The organism is Oculatella sp. LEGE 06141, assembly GCF_015207605.1.
In the GTDB taxonomy this organism is placed as follows: Bacteria; Cyanobacteriota; Cyanobacteriia; order Elainellales; family Elainellaceae; genus Oculatella.
In genome coordinates, this window is sequence record NZ_JADEWO010000034.1 from 52,380 (window position 1) to 73,427 (window position 21,048).

16 protein-coding genes are annotated in these 21,048 nt (G+C 52.1%); 7 read left to right on the top strand and 9 right to left on the bottom strand.

Going from position 1 to position 21,048, the window contains the following annotated elements:
- The first annotated feature begins 92 nt into the window (after positions 1–92).
- The 3 genes from IQ268_RS20680 to IQ268_RS20690 all read left to right on the top strand — a co-directional run bounded on the left by IQ268_RS20680 (position 93) and on the right by IQ268_RS20690 (position 3,589).
- The gene (locus IQ268_RS20680; protein ID WP_193883255.1) at positions 93–2,201 is read left to right on the top strand and encodes a recombinase family protein; all 2,109 of its coding nucleotides are present in this window, start codon (positions 93–95) and stop codon (positions 2,199–2,201) included.
- 177 nt (positions 2,202–2,378) lie between these two features.
- Positions 2,379–2,945, top strand: a complete 567-nt coding sequence (gene coaD, locus IQ268_RS20685) for a pantetheine-phosphate adenylyltransferase (RefSeq protein ID WP_193883257.1) — start codon at positions 2,379–2,381, stop codon at positions 2,943–2,945.
- On the top strand, positions 2,840–3,589 hold the full coding sequence (locus tag IQ268_RS20690) for a hypothetical protein (RefSeq protein WP_228035577.1): 750 nt from the start codon (positions 2,840–2,842) through the stop codon (positions 3,587–3,589). Before coaD ends, IQ268_RS20690 begins: the two co-directional genes overlap by 106 nt.
- A gap of 928 nt (positions 3,590–4,517) precedes the next feature.
- Here the strand turns inward: IQ268_RS20690 and IQ268_RS20695 are convergent.
- Positions 4,518–6,029 carry a NarK family nitrate/nitrite MFS transporter gene (locus IQ268_RS20695; protein ID WP_193883260.1) on the bottom strand — a complete coding sequence of 504 codons (1,512 nt, stop codon included), beginning with the start codon at positions 6,027–6,029 and terminating at the stop codon, positions 4,518–4,520.
- A 191-nt stretch (positions 6,030–6,220) separates the two neighbouring features.
- On the opposite strand from IQ268_RS20695, the gene IQ268_RS20700 reads away from it, so the two are divergent.
- Entirely contained in the window at positions 6,221–6,427 is a 207-nt protein-coding gene (locus tag IQ268_RS20700; protein WP_193883262.1) for a hypothetical protein, read from the top strand.
- A 53-nt stretch (positions 6,428–6,480) separates the two neighbouring features.
- Here IQ268_RS20700 and IQ268_RS20705 read toward each other — a convergent pair whose 3' ends face one another.
- From IQ268_RS20705 to IQ268_RS20735, 7 genes are all read right to left on the bottom strand, one after another.
- Positions 6,481–8,700, bottom strand: coding sequence for a nitrate reductase (locus IQ268_RS20705; RefSeq protein ID WP_193883264.1), 2,220 nt, complete (start codon positions 8,698–8,700; stop codon positions 6,481–6,483).
- Between the two features lie 53 nt (positions 8,701–8,753).
- A complete protein-coding gene (locus IQ268_RS20710) occupies positions 8,754–9,596 on the bottom strand; it encodes a nitrate ABC transporter ATP-binding protein (protein WP_193883306.1) in 843 nt (280 codons plus the stop codon).
- A gap of 56 nt (positions 9,597–9,652) precedes the next feature.
- Entirely contained in the window at positions 9,653–11,656 is a 2,004-nt protein-coding gene (locus tag IQ268_RS20715; protein ID WP_193883266.1) for a nitrate ABC transporter ATP-binding protein, read from the bottom strand.
- Positions 11,657–11,733: 77 nt separating this feature from the next.
- The gene (gene ntrB / locus IQ268_RS20720; RefSeq protein WP_370584690.1) at positions 11,734–12,525 is read right to left on the bottom strand and encodes a nitrate ABC transporter permease; all 792 of its coding nucleotides are present in this window, start codon (positions 12,523–12,525) and stop codon (positions 11,734–11,736) included.
- A 248-nt stretch (positions 12,526–12,773) separates the two neighbouring features.
- Entirely contained in the window at positions 12,774–14,081 is a 1,308-nt protein-coding gene (locus IQ268_RS20725) for a CmpA/NrtA family ABC transporter substrate-binding protein (protein ID WP_193883271.1), read from the bottom strand.
- A 96-nt stretch (positions 14,082–14,177) separates the two neighbouring features.
- A complete protein-coding gene (locus tag IQ268_RS20730; protein WP_193883273.1) occupies positions 14,178–15,791 on the bottom strand; it encodes a ferredoxin--nitrite reductase in 1,614 nt (537 codons plus the stop codon).
- A gap of 637 nt (positions 15,792–16,428) precedes the next feature.
- Positions 16,429–16,590, bottom strand: coding sequence for a hypothetical protein (locus IQ268_RS20735; RefSeq protein WP_193883275.1), 162 nt, complete (start codon positions 16,588–16,590; stop codon positions 16,429–16,431).
- Positions 16,591–17,023: 433 nt separating this feature from the next.
- Here IQ268_RS20735 and IQ268_RS20740 point away from each other — a divergent pair, with 433 nt between their 5' ends.
- Complete coding sequence (locus IQ268_RS20740; RefSeq protein WP_193883277.1) at positions 17,024–18,265, top strand: HEAT repeat domain-containing protein; 1,242 nt, start codon at positions 17,024–17,026, stop codon at positions 18,263–18,265.
- On the opposite strand, the gene IQ268_RS20745 is transcribed toward IQ268_RS20740, so the two are convergent.
- Positions 18,262–19,587 (bottom strand): hypothetical protein, encoded by a 1,326-nt coding sequence (locus IQ268_RS20745; protein ID WP_193883279.1) that lies wholly within the window; start codon positions 19,585–19,587, stop codon positions 18,262–18,264. The two genes, IQ268_RS20740 and IQ268_RS20745, sit on opposite strands and share 4 nt — an antisense overlap.
- A gap of 161 nt (positions 19,588–19,748) precedes the next feature.
- On the opposite strand from IQ268_RS20745, the gene IQ268_RS20750 reads away from it, so the two are divergent.
- Together IQ268_RS20750 and trxA are read left to right on the top strand one after the other, a co-directional pair.
- Positions 19,749–20,330 carry a TetR/AcrR family transcriptional regulator gene (locus IQ268_RS20750; protein ID WP_193883281.1) on the top strand — a complete coding sequence of 194 codons (582 nt, stop codon included), beginning with the start codon at positions 19,749–19,751 and terminating at the stop codon, positions 20,328–20,330.
- Positions 20,331–20,468: 138 nt separating this feature from the next.
- Entirely contained in the window at positions 20,469–20,828 is a 360-nt protein-coding gene (trxA, locus tag IQ268_RS20755) for a thioredoxin (protein WP_193883283.1), read from the top strand.
- Positions 20,829–21,048: the final 220 nt, after the last annotated feature.

Genomic DNA, 21,048 nt, shown 5'->3' on the forward strand with positions numbered 1-21,048 from the left:
TTAGAGAAACTGCTTCAGCAATAGCTCACACCAAAGTTAGGTATCCTGGAAATACAGGCTTAGAGTACGTAGTATAGTTCAGTAAAACATAATTGGTTACTCTCGATTCTGTTTGGATTACTGGCTCAACCCGCAGCGGTAAAACCACCCGCTTAATTGAGCAATTTTTGGCTTGGTCTAATGCATCTCCTGGGCAGCGCTGGCAGGTGATGCCTACAATTTTGGTCTTTGCAGCAACGGGCGACAACCGGATTGAGCTAGCCGATCGCCTTGCAGAAGCAACCCAGGGGCGGTATCGCTTCGACTCCACCACTCCCCTCGGCTTTTTGCAAGACGAGGTTATTCTGTTTTATCCCCTTTTGATTCAACAGCTTAACCTAAAGGCTCATTTTCCGTTGCGACTTCGGCCTGAAACGGAGCAAGAACTGGCCACCCGTCTCTGGCAACCAGAATTAGAGGCAGGAATCCTCAAATTAGAGGGGGTTTCAGACTACTTTATGGTGCGGCGATCGCTCGATTTACTGCAACTGTGCGCCAACAGCGGCACCCCGATTGAAGACATTCCCACCATCCTAAAAGACGGGTTTTCTGAAACGATTGGCTCAGCGGCTGTCTGGGAGGCGATCGGCGAGGCGCTGAGGCGCTGGCGGAGCTGGTGCCTGGGACGAGGGCTACTGACCTATGGGCTAATTACAGAGCTGTACTGGCGGCATCTGCTGCCCCATCCGACCTATCAGCAGCATTTGCGTCGGCGTTATCGGGCTGTTGTCGCCGACGACGTGGATGAGTATCCGGCGATCGCTCGTCAGCTATTTGAGATCCTGCTGGATCAGGGTATGCCCGGTGCGTTTAGCTACAACCCCAACGGCGGCATTCGGATGGGGGTAGGAGCCGATCCCACCGATTTGGCAATGCTGGCCGATCGCTGCCACGTGGAACAGTTGCCCCACCCTGTAGAACCCTGTTTGGGAGCAGAGTGGGGGAAAGCGATTCCTACCTGGATCGATGCACCCATGCTGCCAGACCTGCCAGCATCAATTCAAACGATTCAAACCGTGTCTAGAGCCGAGTTGTTGCGGCAAACGGCTGAAACCATTGTTGCGGCGGTAGAGTCGGGACAGGTGCAGCCTGAGGACGTGGCGGTAATTGGCCCGGGCGTAGACGCGATCGCCCGCTACACGCTAAAAACCATCCTCAACAGTCGGGGAATTGCGGTCGAATCGCTGAACGATCAGCGACCGCTGATTAGCTCACCCATGATTCGTGCCGTCCTGTCTCTATTGGCACTGGTGTACCCCGGTTTAGGACGGATGCTCAGTCGTGATGCGGTTGCGGAGATGCTGGTGGTGCTGAGCCAGACTCCAGGGACAAGTCCTGAGGCCGCAGGACTGGCAACGGCCAGCATCGATCCGGTACGAGCTGGTTTGCTGGTAGATTACTGCTTTGTTCCCGACCCGGCTCAGCCCCAGTTGTTGCCCTCCACAACGTTTCCCCGCTGGGATCGGCTTGGTTATCAGGCGACTCAGGCATACGAGGCGATGCGGCAATGGATTGAAACTCAACAGCAGGAGCAAGTCCAGCGCTTGATCCCCAGTCCTGTAGTGTTGATCGATCGCGCTATTCAGCGGTTTCTCTATGGCGGCAGCCAATTGCCCTACGACCAGTTAGCGGCATTGCGAGAACTGGTGGAAACAGCACAACACTATTGGGATATTGACAAACGGCTGCAACAGAGCGATCGCATCGATGCGCCTGCGTCCACCTCGGTGGGGCAGTTTATTCAACTGCTGCAAAACGGCACCATTACCGCTGACCCCTATCCAGTTCGTCCCATTGGAAAATCTAATCAAGCGGTGACCGTATCCACCATCTTTCAATATCGGGCAAATCGGCGGCACCACCGCTGGCAGTTCTGGTTAGATGCAGGATCACCCTTCTGGCTTTCTGGTGGCGGCCCGTTGTTTGGCGCACCCCTGTTTTTACGCGACTGGCCGGGACGACCCTGGACAGCACAGGATTCGTTGCTGGCTGACCAGGAACGGTTGCAACGTCAGGTGTTAGACCTGCTCTGCCGTGTGAGCGATCGGGTTTATCTTTGCCACAGCGATTTAGCGACCAGCGGACAAGAACAGGCCGGGTCTTTGCTAGGGTTAGTCAATGCGGCTGTGCCCTTGCAAGCGCCCGTAAGTGTAGCGCGTTAATGCCATTTTTGATACAGGATTAGATACAGACAAACCATCTTTTTTAGCGTATGAAATAAGAATTAACTCGATAGGGCTGAACAGTTTGTGATGGGGAACTCATCGCAAAAACTGAACAATGCTCTGTCACGAGTTGCATTCGGTATAATCTGCACAAACGCTTTGGCAACCTGAGCTGTGATTGCAATCTATCCTGGTAGTTTCGATCCGATTACCCTCGGTCATCTGGACATCATTGAGCGTGGCTGTCAGCTCTTTGATCAGGTGGTGGTGGTGGTGTTTCGCAATCCTAATAAGTCGCCGCTGTTTAGCGTGCAGCAGAGGCTCAGCCAGATTCGTCAGGCAACTCGTCACTTATCCAATCTGGAAGTTGATAGTTTTGATGGCTTAACCGTAACTTATGCCCGTATTCGCAACGCTGGTGTGCTTTTACGGGGTTTACGAGCGGTTTCAGACTTTGAAATGGAACTCCAGATGGCTCATACTAACAAAACACTCTCCGACGATATCGAAACCGTTTTTTTAGCAACCTCCAACGAATATAGTTTTCTGAGTAGTAGCTTAGTTAAGGAAATTGCTAAATTTGGCGGTCCGATTGATCATCTTGTTCCTCCACCCGTTGCCCTGGATATCCGCCGATGTTACGCCAAGACCCATCTCTCACCACAGAACGAAACGGACCCAGCACCCACGCCGGGGGATCTTCCAATAGCGGAGTCACCTATGGGGATGCCGCACGAATAGGCGGAGTCGATATTCAGCGAGAGCTGAATAAGCTAGAGGAAATGATTTTAGACAGCCCTCGAATTCCGCTCAGTCGGCGCACGATCGTCGATGAAGAGCATCTGCTGGATCAGCTTGATTTGATTCGGTTAAGCTTGCCCACTGCTTTTCAAGAAGCAAGCGAAGTTGTTCGCGAGAAGGAAGAACTGCTGCTAGAGGCGGAGCAGTATGCCCAAGAAATCATTGAAGCGGCAGAGCAGCGAGCGGCTCAAATTTTGGATGAAATGGGTTTATTGCGGCAGGCAGAGCTAGAAGTACAGCAAATTCAACAGCGGGTGCAGCAAGAGTGTGAGGCTGCCCGCGAACAAACAATGGCCGACATTGAGCAGATGCGCCGTCGGGCACAGCAGGAGCTAGAGGAGATTCGGCAGATGGCGATCGCGGAAGCCGAAGACATTCAATCTGGAGCCGATGACTACGCGGATAGTGTCCTCAAGGATATGGAGCAGCAGCTATTGGATATGGTTCGCGTTATCCGCAACGGTCGGCAGCAGCTTCAGCCAGAACCCACTCCGGCACCAGCGAAGCCTCGCGAAACAAATGCAGGCTCGGCGGCTAATCGAGCGGCTCCGGCACCAAAATCGTCGGAGCGATCGAAGAACTAGCAGCCAGGGCAGCGGTTTCAGGAGAGAGAACAAAATAGGGACACAGCATGAAGCACAACAACGCTGTTGCGGCGAACTGCTCCACATTGCTTGCAATGCAAAGTTAGGCGAGCAGCCAACAAACAGCAGGGTAGCTTTGAAGGTATTTGCCGCTACTGAGCGTTACCATTAGCCGGCAAGACTTCGAGTGTGATTGCGAGGATACAGGCAGGGCAATCTAAGGATCTGCGAGTTAGAGCGTAATGATTTAGTACAACTCGCCAGACAACCACCACGGAGTGCCTCAATGGTATCTGTACTCGGCGTGATTATTTCACTCGTTCTAGGTCTTGTTAAACTAACTACGTTATTTTGGGTCTTCTACCAGACTAGAAAAACAGCTGCAATTGCATACTCGACCTACCTCATCATCAATGGCTTTCTTTATACATGGTGTATACCAAGAGTGGTGAATAGCATTCAAAACAATGGAGATATGCTATGGCTCGGCGCAACGTCCGGTGAACGGATTTCTAACTTTCTGTTCTTAATTAGGTTTGTTCCTACTGGTGTTGAAGCGCTCCTTTTCGTTTGGTTACTGCTATCGATCATGAGAAGGACTAGCTAAGCCCTTTGGTCAGATTAGACAGTTGTAATAGACGTTAGCAATGTATTAGTAAATTGACAAAGAAAGGGGTACCTCGAAAAACAGGGTCGCTTATTGAGAAAAGCTTGCTATAGCTGGATCAATTTTCGCAATAAGGCAATTGATCGAGGTGCCAAAGATAGGCAAGTTAAGAGGTTGTTTGAAAAGTATCAAATGTCTCCTGTAAGGGCGTAGCATTCGGCAGATAGCCCTTGAAATAGACCCAGAAGTATTGCCCGAATGCTACGCCCCTACGGGTATCGGGCTACAAATCAGACTTTTAAAACATCCTCTAAACCAAGATTAATTGACTCGCTCCTCATAGGACGAAACGGGTATCTCTTCTTCGACCATTGGCGATCGCAGTTCTTCTTCATGCGACCCAGTTGGTTCCTTTAAAAAGAACAGACAAATGCTCGCTACGATCAAGCCCACCACCCCCAACATTTGAAAAAAGATGCGGTTACCCACGGCACCTTCAGGCAGCAAGCTATAAATGGTCAAAAAACCAACCGCGCCCACATTGCCATAGGCACCCACATTACCCGCAATTTGCCCCGTGACCCGCCGCTTTACCAGAGGCACGATCGCATAGGTTGCCCCTTCTGCCGCCATGACGAAAAAGCCAACTGCCATTGAAATGAGAATGGCGATCGGTAAAGCCCAGCTCGAACCGACACCGCTCAGCACCAGATAGCCCATTCCCATCAAGGCCGTTACCACCGTCATTGTCCACTTACGGCTGCCAATTTTGTCTGAAATCCAGCCTCCTCCCGGTCGGGCAATCAGATTCATGAAGGCATAGCTGGCCGCAATACCACCCGCCATGGCGGCGGATAGCGCAAACGTGTTTTCAAAGAAAGCAGGCAGCATTGACACAACCGCTAACTCTGAACCAAAACAGGCGAGATAGCCCAATTCCAGCGTTGCCACTTGCGAAAAGTTGTAGCGATCGCCAGGCGGATACCGCTTGCGGCCTGCCATCAGCTCACGGTTTGCCCGCCAAATGTTGTAGGACTGAAACAAATACAGTCCCACCAGGAACAGCAGCGTCAGGGTGAATCTGGTCGGGCTGAGAAACCCCATATTGCTTAAGCGCCAGGCAATCACTCCCAAAATGCCAACCAGGGGAATATTCATCAACAGCAGCGCCCAAAAGTCTTTTTGGCAAGTCACTTCCATGCCAGCACTGCTGGAGGGACGCTGATACACTTTGCCCGGTGGCGTATCCGAGACGCTGAAATAGTACACCACTCCGTAAATGGCGGTAATGATGCCGGTCAGGGCGATCGCAAACCGCCAGTTTACCTGCCCCGCAGCCATAAACGCCAACATTGCAGCGATCGTGGGTAGGGTAAAGGCCGCCGCCGCCGAACCAAAATTGCCCCAGCCGCCGTAGATACCTTCTGCTAAGCCAATCTCTTTAGACGGAAACCATTCTGCCACCATGCGAATACCGATGACAAAGCCGCATCCTACAATGCTGAGCGCTAGCCGACTGGCTACCAACTGCCCAAAGTTTTGCGAGAAAGCGAAAGCCAGACAGGGCAACGCCGCATACATCATCAGACAAGAATAGGTAAGGCGAGGGCCATAGCGATCCAACAACATGCCCACAATGATTCGGGCTGGAACGGTCAGCGCCACATTGCAAATAGCAAGCGTTCTTAGTTGCGCTTCTGATAAGCCTAAATCTGCTTCTAAAGCCGTTGCCAGAGGCGCAAGGTTAAACCAGACGATAAACGTCAGGAAGAAGGCAAACCAGGTCATGTGCAAGATACGGTAGCGCCCACTGAAGGACCATAATCCAGCCATGTCAATTTCTCCGCTAAAGGTCTAACAAAACAGCCTGATCCACCAATCCAGCCGCAACGCTCGGTTTCAGTTTCCCTGCTGCTGCCGGAATGGGGGATCTGCAAGAGTTACATTTTTTGTAGTTTTAGATACAGAAAATTTGCTAGGTTGATAATGCATCCATAAAACAAACAGAACGAATCAGTTTTACAATGAACCTTCAAGACAGATTGCATCCGGAAGTAGCCGAGTCACATCGTTTCAAGCGTTCTAATTTCTGGAACGGCGTGCTTCTCTTTGTGCTTGGCACGTTTGCCGCTGGGTTAATTCCCATCCTTTACAGCTCAGCCGCCTCGCAGCAAGAAGCACCTGCGAATGTTGGAGAATCAAGCCTTTGGGGTGCGTTTGGAGAGCGATAACTGGAAGTTCGCATCATACAAATCCATTGAACTCGTTTGCTTGAGTTAGACGGCTAGGATATTGGCGGGGAGGAGAGAGAAAGTTCACGCCGGAATGCGTTTTGACTGTCGAGTTCGGCAGAAACCAGGATGAGTTGAACCGCACAGGCTTTCAGTTCTGGTTGCAGCGAGTCCGGGCAGGATTCAGGATGAGTCAGGGCATTCGCTTCGGCCTGGTCAGCCCATAACGATCCCCAGTGCATTGGCACAAAAACCGTACCAGGGGCGATCGCCTTCGTCACTTTGGCCGGAAATCGGGCGAACCCTCGGCGCGATCGCACCTCTACCCAACCGTCGTTCTCAATGCCCAACTTTTTGGCATCGCGCGGATGAATCTCAATGAACGGATTGGGATGCATTTGCCGAATTTTATCGGTGCGTCCGGTGCGGGTTTGGGTGTGCCAGTGACCATAGAGCCGTCCAGTCGTCAGCACATAAGGATACTGGTCGTCGGGCGGTTCCGCTAACCCCCGCGAATGGTACGCCCCAAACCGCGCCCGTCCGTCCGGCGTATGAAACCGCACATCGGTATAGAGCCGCTTTGCCGCAGGTTTGGCTTCTCCCAGTGGGGCGGGTTCCGAGTCAGGACAGGGCCATTGCAACGGCCCTTCCCGTTGCAGGCGATCGTGGCTCATACCCGTCATGTCGCAGGGGCGATCGCGCGTCAACTGCACAAATTCAGCGTGAACCTCAGCCGATGTTGTAAAGGCAAACTGTTGCTCAAACCCCAAACGGCGACCCACTTCAGCAAAAATCGCCCAATCTTCTTTTACATCACCACGGGGGCGTTGAAAGGCGGGGCAAAGTGTCACCCGCCGTTCCGAATTAGTCATCGTACCCGACTTTTCGCTCCACTGGGTTGCAGGCAACAGCAGATGAGCAAAAGCCGCCGTTTCGGTGGGATAGTACGCTTCTTGATACACCGTAAACGGCGATTTTCGCAGTGCCGCTTTGGTTCGTTCCAGGTCGGGCAGGCTCACCGCTGGATTCGTAGCAGCGATCCATAGCATCTGCACGTCCCCCGTCTCCAGACCCGTAATCATGTCCCATGCGGTTCGACCGGGCACCGGAGAAATTTGATGAGACGGCACATTCCACACATGTTCCACTTCGGCGCGATGCTGCGGATTAAGGACAGAACGGTACCCCGGCAACAGATGAGACAATCCGCCCGCTTCTCGCCCACCCATTGCATTGGGTTGCCCGGTCAGCGAAAACGGCCCCGCTCCAGGCTTACCCACCTGCCCGGTCATGAGGTGCAGGTTAATCAGGGTACGAACTTTTGCCGTTCCCTCGCTTGATTGGTTAATTCCCATCGACCAAAGCGACAGCACCCGTTTCGCCTTGCCCCATAAATGGGCAGCGGTTTCTAAATCTTTAACAGAAATACCGCACCGCTGCGCCACCACCGATGGGGGGTAAAGGCGAATTATCTTGGCAAACTTTGAAAAACCCTGGGTACAGTCTTCAATGAATTCTGGATCGTAGTAGCCCCAGCGCAGCAGCAAATGAGCCATGCCGTTGAGCAAATCAATATCTGTTCCGGGCTTAATGGCAAGGTGCAAATCAGCATCTTCTGCGGTGGGCGTGCGGCGCGGATCGACTACCACCAGTTTGACGTGGCGGTTTTGCTTGTGATGCTTCCGCAAACGGTTGTACACAATGGGATGGCATTCTGCCGTGTTGGTGCCAATCAGAAAGGCGCAATCGGTCAGTTCTAAATCGTCGTAACAGCACGGTGGGCCATCCGCACCAAAGCTCTGAATGTAGCCGGATACCGCAGACGACATGCAGAGCCGTGAGTTAGCGTCAAAGTTATTGGTACCCAAGCAACCTTTCATCAGTTTTTGCGCCACGTAATAGTCTTCGGTGGCAAACTGCCCCGACCCATACATGCAAATTGCATCCGCTCCATACGTTGCTTTGACGGTTTGAATGCGATCGACTATCTGCGTAAATGCCTCATCCCAACTGACTTGCCGAAACGGCTGATCTAGCGATTCTCGCATCATTGGATGCAGCAACCGATCGCGACCAATGGACTCCGTGACGGTTGCCCCTTTGACGCACACCATTCCCTGACTCGATGGATGAGCGCGATCGCCACGCACTTTCCAGATGGGGGTGCCATCACTCGCTCGATTCGTCGCCTGGTTGCGCTGAGCCGGAGGGGACACTTCCAGTCCACATCCAACACCACAGTAGGGACAGAGGGTTTTTACAGAGTCTGACACAGTCGTTTTGGGGTAGAGGTCGGGAAAGGCAAACCGGAATGGAGCAACGGAGATTAATCGTCATCGTGGGCAAAACGACGATAGAGAAAGTCCAAAGCATAGTTCCGCAGGTTGTAGTATTCCGGATCTTCCATGATGCGGCTGCGGCTGCGGGGACGCGGGAAGGGGATATTTAGCACTTCACCAATTTGGGCAGAAGGGCCATTGGTCATCATCACCAGGCGATCGGCAAGGAACAGCGCTTCATCAATGTCGTGGGTGATCATCAACACAGTGACTTTGTGTTCACGCCAAATTTTGAGCAACTCTTCCTGCAATTCTTCTTTGGTGATGGCATCCAGTGCGCCAAACGGTTCGTCCAGTACCAGAACCTTAGGACGAGTTACCAGGGCACGGGCGATCGCCACCCGCTGTTTCATGCCGCCCGAAAGCTGCTTCGGCAATTTGTCTGCGGCTTCTGTGAGGCCAACCAGCGCCAGATGTTCGTGGACAAGGCTCACTTTTTGGGCGCGAGGTGCATCTGAGACAGCATCTACCGCCAAATACACATTGTCAAAGGCAGAAAGCCACGGCAGCAGCGCATAGTTTTGAAACACCACCATGCGATCGGGGCCGGGTTGGGTAATGCGCTGGTTTTCTAGCCGCACTTCGCCTGTAGTTGGCTGGCGAAAGCCAGATACCATATCCAGCATGGTGGTTTTACCGCAACCAGAGTGACCAATGACGCAAATAAATTCACCTTCTTGAATGGTGAGATTAATGCCATCCAGTACGGTGTAAGGCCCCGCTGAAGTGGGATACACCTTCGAGACGTTTTCAATGACCAGGAAGGGATCGCGATCGGCAATGGATGGTGAGGGATGGGGTTGAAGGTCGGTGTTGTTCAGGATCTGCATTGTAGGCAACTGGGTATAGGGCAGTAAGACGCAAGCAACGATAGCCACACCGCAATCTATGCGGCTGCTGTGATGGATGAATCAATCACCACTTCTTCAACCCGGATGTCATGTTTAATCGACAAACTGTTGAGATAGTGAATTGGGTCATTCGGATTGAAGCTGTTGCCATTGGCGAAGTGAATGGGGTCGCGATCGCGATCGATGCCAGGTAAGCCCAACTCGCGTGCCGCTTGACCGTATAAATCAACCCGACGAACGCGATCGAGAATTTCAATCCAGTTGCGAGGAAAGGGAACCATACCCCAACGCGCCATTTGAGTCAAAATCCACAGACCTTCTACCCGGTTAGGAGAATTGGCTTGGTTTACAGAAAACTGGTTATAGTGTAACAGTTGCTTCGGTTCTGCATCTGTTCCGTACTGGTAGGGATCGATGAAGCCAATCCGGGCATCTGCTGGGTCGCAGCCCACATATTGCGGCTGACAAATCAGCGACAGCACTTCTTCACGGTTGCGGCGATCGTCGCAGTAAGCACAGGCTTCTAGCAGCGCTTTGATTAACGCCAGGTGGGTTTGCGGATATTGATTCGCCCACTGTTCGCGTACCCCCAACACCTTTTCGGGATGCCCCGGCCAAATATCTAGATCGGTAGCAATGACAAAGCCAAGCTGCTCGTGCACGGCGCGAGTATTCCACGGTTCACCCACACAGTAGCCATCAAGATTGCCGGCCTTCAGGTTTGACACCATCTGCGGCGGCGGAATCACCGTCAAACTGATATCGCGATCGGGGTGAATTCCACCTTCTGCCAGCCAGTAGCGCAACATCAAGTTGTGCATTGAAGCGGGATGCACCATACCGAGGGTGTGAACTTTATCGGGCGTTTGTGCGATCGCCGCTTTAAAGTCGGCTAATGTCCGCACTCCCTGCTCGTAAAACCGTTTGTGCAGCGTAATGGCATTTCCGTTGCGAGAAAGGGTAAGAGCGCTCACCATTGGTAAAGGCGGCTTGTTGCCCATCCCCAACGTCATTGCCAGCGGCATTCCAGCCACCATCACCGCCGCATCCAGTTGACCAGAGGCCACTCCCTGTTCGATCGCCTTCCAGCTTGGCTCACGGCTAAGGGTAACGTCCAGTCCATGCTTTTGGAAGAATCCTTTTTCCTGTGCCACCACTAACGGCGCACAGTCGGTCAATGGAATAAAGCCAATCTCCAAATTCACCTTCTCTAAACCGTGTCGGGCGATCGCTACAGTGGGCTTGGCCTGCTGTTTCTTGGCGCGTCGCTGCTGGTTCAAGAAGTAAATAATTTCACCGCGCAAGGCATAGTAGTTGGGATGGTTAACCACTTCCATGCGGTGCCGGGGACGCGAAAACGGAATATCTAGCACTTGACCAATGTGCGCTTCCGGGCCATTGGTCAGCATCACGACGCGATCGGACAGCAACAGCGCTTCATCCACATCGTGAGTCACCATCACGCAGGTGACATGGCTCTCTTCACACACCGCCATTAGCTTCTCCTGCAAACCGCCGCGCGTCAAGGCATCAAGCGCCCCAAACGGTTCATCCAGCAGCAGCAGTTTGGGTCGGATAGCCAGGGCACGGGCGATCGCCACCCGTTGCTTCATTCCTCCCGAAATTTGGCCTGGCAGTTTATCCGCCGCAGGCCGCAACCCCACCAGATCAATGTGATGTTCTACCACGCCGCGCCGTTCGCCCTTGGGCGCATTCGCCATCACTTCGTCCACCGCCAGGGCAATGTTGTCACGGACGGTAAGCCAGGGCAACAATGAATAGTTTTGAAACACCACCATGCGATCGGGGCCTGGTTCTGTCACCTGCCGACCTTCCAGGATAATGCCGCCTGTAGTGGGGCGATCGAGACCCGCCAGGATATTGAGCAGCGTCGATTTACCGCAACCAGAATGCCCAATCAATGAAACAAATTCACCAGGCTGAATCTTCAAATCAATGTTTCGGAGCGCCACATAGCTCTCGCCATTCGAGAGGGCAAAGATTCGATCAACATGATCAACTTCAACAAAAGTAGACATGACAGATAGGAGATGAAGGATGACAAGTACTATTGGGCTGTGTTCTAAGCAGTGATGTGGATGGCAATACTTCGCAATTAAGCGCCCTGGTCGTCCTTGACCACCAGACTGGCAATGTAAGCAACCAATCGATCTAACAGCAAACCCACAACGCCGACATAAACAATGGCAATAATGATGTCGCTAATGCGGGAGCTATTCCAGGCATCCCAAATAAAGAAGCCAATGCCAACACCACCAATCAACATCTCAGCCGCCACGATCGCCAGCCATGATAAACCAATGCCAATCCGCAATCCGGCAAAGATATAAGGAACCGTGGCAGGAAACAATACCTTAAAGAAATACTTGCTGCGCGAGAGCCGCAATACTTTAGCGACGTTGTTGTAGTCCTGCGGAATTTGTCTGACCCCTTCAGCCGTGTTGATGATAATTGGCCAAATCGCCGTAATGAAGATGACAAAGATAGCAGAGGGATTGGCTTGCTGAAAGGCCGCTAGCGAAATCGGCAACCATGCCAGCGGCGGTACAGTCCGCAACACCTGAAACAGAGGATCTAACGCTCGATACATAAAGGGACTGGTACCCGTCAAAATTCCCAATCCGATTCCAATCACTGCCGCTAATGAATACCCCAACGCTACACGCTGAAGGCTGGTTAAGATCTGCCAAAACAGCCCTTTATCATTTCCACCATTGTCAAAGAAGGGATCAACAATGAGTTCCCAGGTATCTTGTACAGTTTGAATTGGGCTGGGTAGGTTGGCTCCTGGAGTTGAGGTAAGAACCTGCCAGATGATGAGAAAAAGGGCGATCGCAATCAGCGGTGGTGCAATGATTCGGATCTGTTTGGCAACGGCGGGTGGAATCGATTTGGAACGGGTGCGTCTCGATCTGGGGTTCAGTGTAGTCACGGTTCAGTCTCCTCGGTCACGGTGTGATAAGTGATCAGGCAATGCCAATTCAATTAGAAAAAATAGAGAGTAGGCAGGCGCTCCAGGCGGCTGTTTGAAACGGCTTCAATGTCTGCTGTAAGGGCTATCAATTGGACTTTGAAAACACCCCTTCAGTCCGCAGGGCAATTTGAACCTGCCTATCCGTATCCCGTTGCTGATTCCTAAATCTTTTTGATGGCAAGGCTGTCGAGATACGCCTGGGGATTTTCCGGGTCAAAGGTGATGCCATCAAAGAAGGTTTCCACCCCACGTGAGGTGCTGGCTGGAATCGCTGCTTCCTGGCCGATCGCCCGCGCCGCTTCTTGCCAGAGGTCTTCTCGGTTAACTTGATCCACCAATGCTCTGGTATCGGTATCAGCGGGTAAATACCCCCAGCGGATGTTTTCGGTTAAGAACCATAAATCGTGACTCTTGAAGGGATACGAAGCATCATCCATCCAGAACTTCATTACGTGTTGGCTGTTGTCTTCGACCCGGCCATCGCCAAAGTCAAAGTTACCTTTGGAACGTTCCACAATGTCCTTAGCCGGAACGTTAAACCACGCCCGCTTCGAGACAATATCAGCCATCTCTTCTTTGTTTTCTGCCTGGTCGCACCAGATTTGCGCTTCTAATACGGCCTTGAGTAATGCCATCGTCGCCTTGGGATTTTGATCCACCCAATCGGCTCGCATCGAAAAGGCTTTTTCGGGATGGTTGTTCCACAGTTGCCCGGTGGTCAATGCCGAGTAACCAACATCCTGGTTAATCAACTGTGCGTTCCACGGCTCGCCCACGCAGAAAGCATCCATTGTGCCCGTTTTCATGTTGGCAACCATTTGAGGCGGCGGAACCACCAGGGTAGATACATCAGTATCCGGGTTGATACCGCCTGCGGCTAACCAGTAGCGCATCCACAGGTCATGGGTTCCACCGGGAAACGTCACGGCAAACTTGAGCTGATTGCCAGCGGCCTTCGCTTCGTCAATTTTGGCTCTTAGCAACGAACTATCTAGCTGAACATCCAGATCTTTGTATGTGTTCGCCACCGAGATAGCCTGACCATCGACATTGAGGCGAGCCAGGATATACATGGGCACTTTGTTGCCATCGGTAACAGCACCCTGGCTAATCAGGTAAGGCATTGGGGTTAGGATATGCGCCCCATCAATACCACCGCCGCCTGATCCCAATACCAGGTTGTCACGGGTGGTTCCCCAGGAAGCCTGTTTGGTTACTTCCACATCCGGCATGCCGTATTTGGCAAAGATACCCTTCTCCTTAGCCACAATCAGGGGGGCAGAGTCGGTGAGGGCAATGAATCCTAATCTAGCTCCGGTGACTTCGGGCGCATCTGCTGGATCAATACTGGCAGCAGGAACCGGCTCGGAACTGGTGGTATTGTTGCCACTACAACCATGTACAAGGAACGTACCGGCGGCAGTTGCGCCTGCGGTAAACAAAAACTTGCGTCGTGAGAAACTTGCCATTCGTGTCTTCCAGATCTAAATAGGGGGGATTAAGAATGAATCGTCAGCATGATTGCTGTAAGTGACCAATGCAGCGATAAGGAGAGATAGCGAACGTTACGTCACAGCTTCCTCCTTAGGGTGGGCACCAAAGTGTTCAATGAGCAGCGATCGCAACACAGGCTTGAGATCGTCACAGGCAATCCCCTTTTGAACACAGGTACCAAGCTGAGCCTCTTTGCCCACCTTGCCACCCATGTAAAGATCCACCCCTTCAACGGTTTTGCCGTCTTTGCGAACCTTGGTGCCAATGAACCCGATATCGGCCACCTGCGGCTGACCACAAGAATTCGGGCACCCCGTCCAGTGAATGCGAACCGGGTGAGGAACGTTGAGTTCAGTCTCCAGATCTTTCACCATTGCCAGGGCACGGTTTTTAGTTTCAATTAAGGCAAAGTTGCAGAACTGTGAGCCGGTACAGGAAACCAGCGATCGCACCAATGAGTCTGGATGGATAGAAAACTTCTCCAGCAGCGACTCCTGCAAAAACGCCTCTAACCGCGAATTGGGAATGTTGGGAATGATCAGGTTTTGTTCAACCGTTAGCCGAATTTCACCATTGCCATAAACCTCTGCCAGCCGTGCCACCTCAAACATATCCGGGGCAAACAGGCGACCAATGGGAATATGGAGACCCACATAATTCAAACCGGGCTGCTTTTGAGCAAACACGCCAATGTGGTCGCGCTTGTCCCAGGCCATCTCATCCTCGGGAGCCGCCGTTAGCAGCTCTCGTCCAAACCGCTTTTCTACCACTTCACGGAAGCGATCGAGTCCCCAGTCATCAATTAGCCACATCAACCGAGACTTTTGCCGATTGGCTCTTAGCCCATGATCGCGGTAAACCTCCAGAATGGCGCGGCACAAATCCACCACATCATCCGGAGCCACCCACGCATCCAGGGGAATAGCCGACTCGCAACGCTTGCCCGAAAAGAAGCCACCCACCAGCACGTTGAAGCCCAATTGCAACGAGGGAACAGATTCAACAGATTCAGCAGACTTGGCTTCATCGTCTACAACCAGCACTGGCTCAACCGCCCGCAGAGCCGGGACAAACGCAATGTCGTTGATTTCAGCGTGAACCGAGTTATCGCGTCCACCTTCGATCGCAATATTGAATTTACGCGGTAGATTGGTGAACTCTGGATTGCCCTCGCCGTGGTTGGTGATCATATCCTGCACCTGTTGCACCAGGTAGCGGGTATCAATCAGCTCATCGGCATCAATTCCAGCCACCGGAGAGGCCGTGATGTTGCGGACATTATCCATGCCAGACTGCACGCTGGTCATTTCTGCCGCTTGCAGACGGTTAAAAATATCGGGAATATCTTCAATCCGAATGCCGCGAAGCTGCAAATTTTGCCGGGTTGTGATGTCGGCATTGCCGTCTTCACCGTAGCGCTGCACAATTTCTGCCAGCACGCGCATTTTGTGGCTGGTCATTTCACCGCTGGGAGTCCGCATCCGCAGCATAAACTTGCCGGGAGTGACGGGGCGGAAGAAAACACCTAACCACTTGAGCCGATGCTCGCGATCGGTCTGATCCATCGCTTCCCAACCAATTTGAGCAAAATGATCGAGTTCTGGCTTAACAGCCAAACCGTCTTTTTCTGCTTTGAACTTTTCAAACTTGTTCAGACTGGTCGAAGTATTAACAACGCTAGTCACGGCTTAATCCTCTTCTTAGTCGGCATTTGGTCAGCATTGGGACTGATGGGTTAGAGCTGATGGGTTAAAGCTGATGGGTTAGAGCTGATGTCTGTGTAGGTTAGAGAGATTGAACGGCAGCTTTAGTAACTTTGATTACAAAATCTTGAGAATCATGAAGCTTTTGCACAGCATCAATGCGAAAGTTGCATCACATAAACGGCATAAAAAATTGCAGGAGAAAGCGATCGCACTTGAATCGTTTAATTAGCAGCTCATCAGTCTAATTCACAACAAAAAACTGTATTGAATTTGACTTTTTTGGCACTCATTCCATCTAAAGATGCGGCTTGTCTTTTGGAGTTTGCAGTCAAAGCAGCGTCCATTTTGGGCTGAATACTGCCACAGCAACCGGCGGCTTGTGTTCTTTAAATGAAATATTCGACCAACAAAAGCGTAAAGCCATGATTGAGTTCATCAGATAGTTAGGTGCAGCAAATCCACCTTAATCTCTCCATTCATCTCAAAAAATATTGGAGAACAATCGAAGGTAAATAGCTGTAGTAATCTGTACAAAAACTTGAAAACCAGCCTATTGGAATAGATGAAAACCTTACAGCGAAAGAATTAACAGATTCAGGCGAACGGGAATTCCACCCTACTTTTTTAGCAAGAGCAAGTTAGCTGAACGCCCAAATTTCAAATTCATTAGTCTCATTGAAACCGGAGCGTTATATTCAGAAATTTCTGCATCTGTTCTAAACCAAGCTAATGCAATTGCAACCCCTTTAATATCAGCATTGCTAACCCAGGTCAGCATCTTACTCTTCAACTTGCAGTAAGTTACCCACTACGGTATTTAAGATGAAGCGACAAACCCGTATAAGGTGATACAAAACTTATGAAACTATGAAGTGGTTGCATGTTGATGATGCAGCTTTTGCATAAATGCCAGAATTTGGTATTAAAAATCGCCCGATCGCAGCCCCGTCCGGTTGGAATCGAAGTAGACTCGGCTTAGAGGATATTTATAAAGTGCTGATGGTCACTCGAACTGCCCCCTTTTCTGGCTTGCCGCAGCCCCAACCTGGGGGACTTTGCAACAAGGCTCGGCTCGGAAGTTCCCAAGGTTGAAGGATTTGGGGACAAATGTAGACTATTGAATTTAATAAATTTAAAAATCCTCCAAGGTTCCAATCTTGCCTCTCTCGGTGATGTCTTGAACGAGAGCTGCCATTTAATAGTTACCACTCATGAATTCACACGCCTCTGTATCGTCCTGGCTGACAGCGAATGTGAGCCAAGAGACACCGCATCATCCTGACCCGCAACTAACGCTTGATCAGTCGATCGCCCTGCTCAAAGCGGGTGACTTCCAGGCGCAGTGGGATAGCGCCAAGCTCATCCCCAAATTTGGTGAAGCGGCGATCGCACCCCTAATTGCCATCCTGGACGATGACGAAACCGATGATGACATACTCTGGTTTGTTGCCCGTCTGCTGGGGCAGTTTAATCATCCCACCGTCGTTACGGCTTTAACTCAACTGCTGCTCACCGCCGAAAGTACAGACGTAGTGGGCATGGCGGCAACCACCTTAGCCAGCATGGGAGCCGTCGCGATCGCGCCGCTCACCCAACTCCTGCACACAGAAACCACCCGCTCGATCGCAGTACAGGCGTTAGCCCAAACCCGACATCCCGATAGTGCCCAACCGTTGCTGAGCGTCCTCAACGATTCGTCTCCTGCTGTACGGGCAGCCGCGATCGAGGCACTCAGCCACCTTGCTATTCCCCAAGCCGCTCCTGCCCTGGTTGAGGCATTGCACGATCACGCTGCCGAGGTACGGCGAGCCGCTGTTGTTAGCCTGGGCTTCCAGGCTCCGTCGCCCTCCCCCATTGATCGGGTAGCTCATCTCAAGCCGATGCTCTGGGATTTTAATCTGGAGGTTTGCCGCCAAGCCGCGTTAGCTCTGGGTCGCCTTGGGAGTGATGCGGCGGCAACCGCCTTGTTTGAAGTGCTGCGATCGCCAGCCACCCCGCTACCGCTTCAGCTTGAGGCGATTCGGGCGCTAGGGTGGATTGCCAGCGTCACAGCATTGACCTATCTCCAGCAGTACTTAGAATCGGCATCCGATCCACCCCCCCAAAGTTTGCACGAAGCCATTACCGTATTGGGGCGAGTGGAACAGCCCCAGGCTCAACCACAGGCGGCTGAAATCCTGTTCAACATCCTGCACACGCATTCTGTGCAATCTCCCAACGTCAAGCAGGCGATCGCCCTCAGCCTGGGACAACTGGGGCAACCGCAAGCCATCGATCCTCTGATTCAACTGTTGGCCGATGCCAACATGGGCGTGCGGCTACACGCGATCGCTGCCCTTAAACAGCTTGACCCACAACGGGCATATCAGCAGCTTACGGCTCTGGCTCAACAAAACCTGACCGCAGAGATGCATCAAGGAGTAGCGATCGCCCTGCAAGAGTGGAACGGCTAAGCGCCAAACCCACTCTTCTTCGCCTTCTTCTTATCCTTCGACTTCGATTTCTGCACCTCTCGTACTGCTTCATCAAACAGATTGTGCAAATGAATCGGCACACTGGCAATCTCCGGCAGTTCTGGCTGCAACGGTTTGCCGTGTTCCTCTAGCAGCGCATCCAGATCGCGATCGAGTTGAAAGGAGGGGCGATCGAGCAGCGTTTGCAAAATGGTCTCCAGTGGCTTGGGGTACTGTTCCGCCAGCCGATGCCACACAAACGGTGTCACATCTGGCGCGTCTAGATAATGGCGAATCAGCTTGCTGCTGCCATCCACGCTCTGCCAATCCTCCGCCTCCAGAATAGTTTTGACCCTGGTGTAGGTCGGCAAATACATCTGTCCCCAGCGAGGATGCGCCAACACCGTCAACTGTTCTGCCTTCTTCAGGTCATCCGGCAACTGCACGGCGGGTGCCATCATCTTGGGTTTCTGGCCATCAGCCCCCGGATTGAACAGTTGGCTAACCTCTGCCGGGTCAACTCCCGCTTCTTCGGCGGCAGCCGCCAGTTCTTCTTCTGTCATCCCGGATTCTGCCGCCAGCTCATCTAGCGATTTCGACCCGTCAACGCCCGCCGCCGCCAAATAGCGTTGGGTCAACTGTTCCTGAAAGGCTCCAATCTGCTTATTGAACTGGTATCCCGGCATTGTCACTTCATCACTGCCAAAGAACTCCAGGAAGATTTCGTGGTAGTGTTCCACCGATCGCCACGCTTCTTCAAGCAAATCTGGGGCATCGCTGTAGAGCCAGGACTTGTAGTTGTCTTTGAAATTGCCGATCGCCACCGCCAATTTTGGCTTTCCCAGCTTGCCCATTTGAGTATAGGGGCCAGATACCATCCACACCGTCTCATCCACTGGCGCAATTCGAGTCAGCAGAATGTCGCCTACCTGAAGTCTGGCTAAATCAGCCGCCACCTTTGCCGTTGCTGGTTTCACCGTGTACGGCTTAGCCGTGAGCCAATTTCTCAGCTCAAAGCCATCGGGCAATACCGCTTCGACGGCAAACAGTCCGGCAAAGCTGCGCTGCCACTGGCTCACCAGGGCGCGATCGGTTTTCGATAATGTCGAACCATTCTCCAGAAATAGCTCCAGCGGAGTGTTCGTGCCTACTTTTCCTACCGAGAGGAACTCGTCCACAATCATGTCTTGAGCCACTTTGCGTTGACGCAATTGGCTGGCGGCGTATGCTTCTAACGCCTCTGCCAGCTCTCCTTCAGCGTCATAAACAAAATCGACCAACTCTTGCTTCAATTCACCGGCTCGTTCCAGGATAGGTTCCACGATTCACTCTTTCTAGCATCAGTTTCAACTCCTCTAGCGTAGAAGGTTTTGACAAAAAACTAAGCCTCCTCTTCAAATCGTCCCCATAAACTCATTTTTGACCGATCGTTCCAAAATCACGATAAATCACTATAATGGACAGTAGAGATGTTGAATGCAGCATGTCCAGAAAGAAAGCCTTTGACCGCGACACAGTCCTCGAAAAAGCGATGCATCTGTTCTGGCAAAAGGGATATGAAGCCACGTCAATCGAGGATTTAGTGCAAGGGATGGGCATTAACCGGGGCAGCCTCTACGACACCTTCGGCGACAAGCATCGCCTGTTTTTAGATGCGATCGCTCATTATGACCACACGGTTGTGTCCCATGCGATCGCTCAATTAGAAGCCCCCCACGCCGGAAAGCAGGCGATCGTTGACTACTTTCAAAACCTGATTGCCTGTGCTGCCGATGGGCAACGGCGCGGTTGCCTGCTGACCAATGTTGCGGTTGAATGTTGCCCCCACGATTCAGAGGCGGTTCATCGCGTTACTGCCAACCTGAAGCGAACTGAAACCGCATTTCGAACAGCCCTCACCACGGCTCAAGCGAATGGTGACCTCTCGCCCCATCAGGATGTGAACGCCTTAGCCCGGTTTCTTACGGCGAACCTGCAAGGCATCCGAGTAATGTCCAACGTCAACTCAGACCGTCAGGCTCTACAAGACATGGTTGACATTACCCTTTCGGTTTTGCACCGTTAACCTCCGGTTTGTCCTGGATTTGTCCAGGTTCGTCTTTATAGAAATCGGGGTAACGATTCAGGGAACCTGTGCCTATCTCATCTCAATGGCACCGTTCCTGAGGTTTACTGTCGGTTCCAATTCAAGGAGATATATCCAATGTCTAATCACGCTGATGTGCTTACGTTAACGGCTGCCACCTTTCAGCAAGAAGTGCTTGAGAGTGATTTACCCGTTTTGGTTGATTTTTGGGCGGCGTGGTGTGGCCCTTGCCGAATGGTCAGCCCCATTGTCGAGGCGATCGCAGAGGAGTTTGCTGGACGAGTCAAAGTTGCCAAGCTCAACATCGACGACCATGCCCAAATTGCAACGCGGTACAGCATTCAGGCGATACCGACGCTGCTCTTTTTCCAGGATGGTCATCTGGTCGATCAGGCGGTGGGAGTGACCGCAAAACCAAAACTGGTTACCAAGATCAACCGACTGCTGCAACGTGCGCCTCAGCAAACCGCATCGTAAGCGTATCCCTCCCGGCAGGTACCGGGAGGGACACAAGATCGCCCCTGAGGCTAAACGCAGCGATCGCACTGAAAGCCTTAGCCACCAATGGATATACCTCTAAAGTACAGGCACCTCCAGCGGCTGTGTTACCATAGGAATATCCTGATCATTGCCATCAGGTGCAATACCGAACAGAGCGAAGCAATTCGCATCTGTAATTTTGCTTAGATTGCAGCAC